Origin of the sequence: Palleronia sediminis (assembly GCF_004358695.1) — a bacterium.
GTDB lineage: Bacteria > Pseudomonadota > Alphaproteobacteria > Rhodobacterales > Rhodobacteraceae > Palleronia > Palleronia sediminis.
In genome coordinates, this window is sequence record NZ_SNAA01000037.1 from 1 (window position 1) to 4,891 (window position 4,891).

General features: G+C 59.1%; 4 protein-coding genes and 3 pseudogenes. 2 read left to right on the forward strand and 5 right to left on the reverse strand.

Annotation, left to right across the window (positions count from 1 at the left end; translation table 11 throughout):
* Nucleotides 1–106, forward strand: a pseudogene (locus tag E2L08_RS17150) (IS5/IS1182 family transposase); the annotation flags it as partial.
* A 20-nt stretch (nt 107–126) separates the two neighbouring features.
* Here the strand turns inward: E2L08_RS17150 and E2L08_RS17335 are convergent.
* The 4 genes and pseudogenes from E2L08_RS17335 to E2L08_RS16625 form a co-directional block, all read right to left on the reverse strand.
* Nucleotides 127–327, reverse strand: a pseudogene (locus E2L08_RS17335) (DUF4411 family protein); the annotation flags it as partial.
* A complete protein-coding gene (locus E2L08_RS16615; RefSeq protein ID WP_133398200.1) occupies nt 324–1,457 on the reverse strand; it encodes a helix-turn-helix domain-containing protein in 1,134 nt (377 codons plus the stop codon). The pseudogene E2L08_RS17335 and the gene E2L08_RS16615, both read right to left, overlap by 4 nt.
* Nucleotides 1,457–2,032 carry a recombinase family protein gene (locus E2L08_RS16620; RefSeq protein WP_133398201.1) on the reverse strand — a complete coding sequence of 192 codons (576 nt, stop codon included), beginning with the start codon at nt 2,030–2,032 and terminating at the stop codon, nt 1,457–1,459. Before E2L08_RS16620 ends, E2L08_RS16615 begins: the two co-directional genes overlap by 1 nt.
* Before the next feature lie 203 nt (nt 2,033–2,235).
* Nucleotides 2,236–3,231, reverse strand: a complete 996-nt coding sequence (locus tag E2L08_RS16625) for a GNAT family N-acetyltransferase (protein WP_133398202.1) — start codon at nt 3,229–3,231, stop codon at nt 2,236–2,238.
* Between the two features lie 124 nt (nt 3,232–3,355).
* Here E2L08_RS16625 and E2L08_RS16630 point away from each other — a divergent pair, with 124 nt between their 5' ends.
* Nucleotides 3,356–4,219: a LysR family transcriptional regulator gene (locus E2L08_RS16630; RefSeq protein ID WP_133398203.1), complete on the forward strand. Its 864-nt coding sequence runs from the start codon at nt 3,356–3,358 to the stop codon at nt 4,217–4,219.
* A 566-nt stretch (nt 4,220–4,785) separates the two neighbouring features.
* Here E2L08_RS16630 and E2L08_RS16635 read toward each other — a convergent pair.
* Nucleotides 4,786–4,891 (reverse strand): annotated as a pseudogene (locus E2L08_RS16635) (IS5/IS1182 family transposase); the annotation flags it as partial.

Genomic DNA, 4,891 nt, shown 5'->3' on the forward strand with positions numbered 1-4,891 from the left:
CGGTAGGTTGAAAGACTGGCGTCGCATCGCCACCCGCTACGACAGATGCCCGAAGGTCTTCCTCTCCGCCATCGCCCTCGCCGCAACCGTCATGTTCTGGTTATGAATCCTGACCCTAGGCGTGGGAAATAGATCGCGTTGTTCTGCCGCCCACTCCCGCAGAGCGGCAACCCTGTCGCCCTCGATCTCTCGCGCCACCTCCCGCGTTGACGTGATCTCGCCGTCCTCTACCAGATCGTCAAACTGCTCCCAGAGGGTCGGGAAGCGGTTGCGATAGTAGCTATGGAACAGTTGGGAAAATGCGTTCGTATCGAAAACGTAACTCAAGGCGCTCTCCTTGAGACGTATTCTTCAAGCCGGGTCAGGTTCTTGGGCTTGGTATCGAGGATGTCGGCGAGCTGGTTGTAGTCGATCCGGTTCTGATAGAACCGCTGGAACGCCAGGTTGATGTATTCGGTGCCGAGATAGGCAATCTTCGTGTTGTAGTGATCGCCTCCGGTGCCACGCTGGCCCTGCTCGGCCCATCGACGCGCTGCCTGATCATACTCCGCCGCTGTAATCAGGTCGCGGTCGAGAAACTTTCGGAAAATGAACTCGCGGCTGACACTGAACAGTTGCGCCAGCTCGTTGGCTGTCGCCTCGGTCGGGGCCTGTCCTGCGAAAGTGGCATCAAAGGCTTCCTCCGGGACAAGAAGACACGCGGCCATCCGGTTGCAGATGACTTCGATCCGCCTGTCATCCCCTGCCAGCTCCTCCACAAAGCCATTGGCCGTCGTATCGACGCCGCTGGTATGAAAGAGCAAGTGCGCCAGCTCGTGGAACAGCGTGAAAATTTGCCGTGTCTTGGCTGTGGTGTTGTTCACATAGATGATCGGGAACTCGTCATCGTAGAGACAGAACCCGGAATAGTCCGGCTCGCGGAACTGGTCCTTGAAGACATAGACACCGACGCCCAGAAGCACCTTGCGCCACTCCTCCAGCGCCGTCTCCGCGTTGCCCCACGCGAACTGCTGCTCCATCGTCACGCCCAGATAGGCGCGGACATCGGCCGCGATCTCCTCAATACGATCAGTAGGACGGAACGCCAGATCGCGCGTGATCAGGCGCTCGGCGGGGTTCCGGCCGCCGTGCAGCTCCTCCAGCCCCATCTGGAACGTCCGGGCCTTGCGGAGAAGCAATCGGATGCGGGGCGGAATCTCCGCGATCTGGTCGGGTCCAAGCGTGCGGAAAGTCTCTTCGATGCGCGGCAGGTCGGGTGGTGCCGGAAAGAAGAACACGGCAACCGGAACCTTGAACTTCTCGGCCATTTTTTCGAGCTGCGGGTAGCTGGGGAACGCTTCGCCTGCTTCCCACTCCGCGATCCTGCGGAAGTCGGTTGTCGCAGCATCGACGGAAAACCCGGCGCGTTCCCGCGCCCAGGTTATAACTTCCGGTGTGATAGGCATCGCTTCCGGCATCAGAGGGCCACTCCGGCTTCACGGTTCATCGCGCGCTGGAGTGTGCTGCGATTGACTCCAAGTATCTCGGCCATGCCGGAAACCGTCTCGCGCTTCGTCTCGATGGCGGTTTTGGCGTGGGCGATCTGAGCGGCAGTCAGGGCAGGGGGTCTGCCAAGCCGCTTGCCGCGCTTCCTTGCGGCGCGCAGGCCTGCCTTGGTCCGCTCCTGGATCAGGTCGCGCTCGAACTCGGCCAGTGCGCCCATGATGTGAAAAACCAGCCGTCCGCCTGCGGTCGTCGTGTCGATCCCGTCTGTCAGGCTACGGAACTCGATGCCGCGATCTCCGAAGAGCTTCAGCAGGTGGATCAGGTCAGCGATAGATCGGCCGACACGGTCCAGCTTCCAGACCACCAGCAAATCGCCTGCGTCCAGCAACCCCATCGCTTCAGAGAACCCGTTCCGGCTCTCGGCCGCTGTCGTCCCGCTCTGTGCCTGGTCGGTGATGATCCGGTCGCACCCGGCCTCGGTCAGCGCCTCGATCTGTAGATCAAGGTTCTGCTCCTCCGTGGACACTCGTGCGTAGCCGATTTTCATGGAATCTTTCTGCACGAGGTTTTTGCGTCAGTCCAGCGCAAAGGAAATCAGTGACTTGGTAGGAGGCAAAAAACTGCCGCAAAAAGGGTCGTTTTCGCCTTATCAGCACGATCGCTGCCATTTGGGCGGATCGCGGCGAAGGTCAGGAATGAGCCTATTTTATCGAATGCTGCACAACACCCCGAAGGCAGCTTTGCGGATTGCTAACGCTTGATGGACCAGACCATCGCGGTCTCGTAACCAGCAGCTTCCAGCAACTCGATCTTGGACGTCCATCCCGCCGGGCAGACGACAAAGGCGGCTCCCATACCACGATTGGCGAACGCCGCCTCGGCCGCGCGCAAAAGCGCGTTGGACTCCTCACTGCCTCGGTCAAGCGCAGCCGGGTTGGCCAGCTCTGGATGGTAGTAGTCATCAATCACACCCGTTCCCGTGATGTCGTGGGCCGGGGGAAAATGCAGCCGTGAGGCGGGCTGTGCGATGATGTAACCTTGCAAATCCTCGGACGCTCCCAGGACCATCATGTCCCGATCCCGAAGTGTCAGGCTCCGCGTCATCCAAGCTGAAAACCGTGGATCAGCTTCAGGATGAATTTCCCAGAAAGGGTCTATGTCCAAGAGAACCTGCCGGTTCTCGGCGCTGCGTTCAACGATACCTCGAATATCGTCTTCCGTCGCTTGTCGAACACCGGCGGGCATTCCCTGATCGCCAAGGTCACTGCGCGACAGATAAAGCGTCAGAGGCTCATAGCCGCTTGTCTCAAACGCGTTTCGCCAGACTTCGCCCGCCACGTAGGATGCCAGTTTGATCCGGGCACCGGCTTCGTGAAGGGCGTCCTCGGCGGCGGCCAACAGGCCCTCTAAAGTGCCGCTTGGTGCATCGGTTGCCACAAAAGAGTCGGGCAAGATCAGTCCCGGCTCGCCGAACGGGCCTGCGTAGATTGGAGGGACCGGCAGCAGCATCGCATGAATGACACCCGTGATCTGACCCCCATCGTCTGCGACATGCCAAAACTGTCGAAAGGGTTGTTGCTCGGCTGTCAGCGCAAATGTCAGCGCCTTCTCGATCTGCGCGGGCGCGTCATCTGCCATCTTCCAGAGGACCGCATCCTCTGCGTGGCGCGCCTCGGCATCCAGCATGAGGAGTTCGACCAGGCGCGGCATGTCATCGGGTGTCGCTGGTCGGATTGTCTGGGTCATCGCTCGATCTCTTGTAGCTATCGCTGAGTGCTGCTTGCCCGCTTGTATCGGCCGCCTGCACCAAATTGACAAAGCAGGATAATTCCATCAGCGTTTAGAAAAACTATCGCCTTTGGAACGTCGAATGAAGAACGTGAATCTGAATGCGCTTCGGGTATTCTCTGTCGTCGCATCGCACGGAAACCTGCAACGCGCGGCTGAGGAGCTGAACCTGTCGCGTGGTGCAGTTTCTCAGCGGATCAAGCAGCTCGAAATCGAGCTGGGCGTGGTTCTTCTTGTGCGCGGCGCACGCGGTGTCTCGCTGACCCCGGAGGGTGAGCGCTGTCATGCGGCGATGGAAGACGCTTTGGCAATCCTCGACACTGCCTTTGTGAGCATCGGCGAGGACAGTGATCGTTTCACGCTACACCTAGGGTCTTCTACCGCGACAAAATGGCTGATGCCCCGGATGGACGCTTTCTCGGTCAAGTTTCCGAACGTATCCCTGACCACCCAAGTCCACGAGCAAATTCTGTCGCGCAGCCTGGGCCGGAATGAGATCGCAATCTGGCCTGGTAAAGCGCACGACACGAATGCAGCTCACGGATCGCGCCGCCTCGCAGACATTCGGCTGGTTGCCGTATGCAGCCCTGATTTTCTGCGACCGGATTGGCCAATGGGGCTGGAGACGTTGCTAACGCTGCCGCTCCTCCAGGATGCGCACCGGCGGTGGGAAAAGCTGATCCTGGAAACCGGGCATGGAGACACACACAAGCTGCTCAACTTCGACCGATCCGCCTTGGCTCTCGATGCTGCCATAGGTGGCCACGGCGTTGCTATCGCGCCGACCTACATGGTGGAGAATGATCTTCTGTCGAAGAAACTGGTGGAGATTTGGGTCGATCCCGACCCATCCGATGATGGGCTCTATATCTCTTGGGCAAAGAACCATTTGGGCCAGACGCGCATCAAACGGATTGTTGATTGGATCGCCTCAGAGTTCAAGTAGTGGAGCGCCAAGATCGTGACGTATTTGACACAAGGGCATTCTGGCCAGCGTTTCATCTTGAACGGGTGCAGCAGGCTACCCATGTGCTACACAAGCGGCTTAAAAGCTGCACCGAAATAGTCGGAGCCGCCGGGCACCTCCTGCCGCTATTCAAAGGCGAAAGAACCCCGGTTGCTGGTTTAACCGCGTCTTAGACCGACTACTCTAAGGGCCAAGCGCGGCTATAGCGGGAGGGTTGCCATGAAGATTGGCCTCTACTTCCAAGCCAGTAAGTCTAACGGCGATGAATATCGCTGCGAGATCGTTCTGGGCCTTTCGGCCCTGGTCTGGCTTGCGAGCTTCTTCGTCTAGGACGGGGAACGGGGCTGTCTTCGGACAGTCCCTTTTCTTTTGCTGCTCCCGAGGGTGAGGTTGAATGAACAAGCCTGCCCAGACCTTGCAAAATCTCGACCGCCACCCATGTCAATTGAAGACGGCATCCATTCCATATAGATGCGCTGCCCGCTAACGAACCGACCCAAGAAAACGGCAGCCCCATTCCAAGCGTCGCAGGCTAGGGTCAGGATTCATAACCAGAACATGACGGTTGCGGCGAGGGCGATGGCGGAGAGGAAGACCTTCGGGCATCTGTCGTAGCGGGTGGCGATGCGACGCCAGTCTTTCAACCTACCG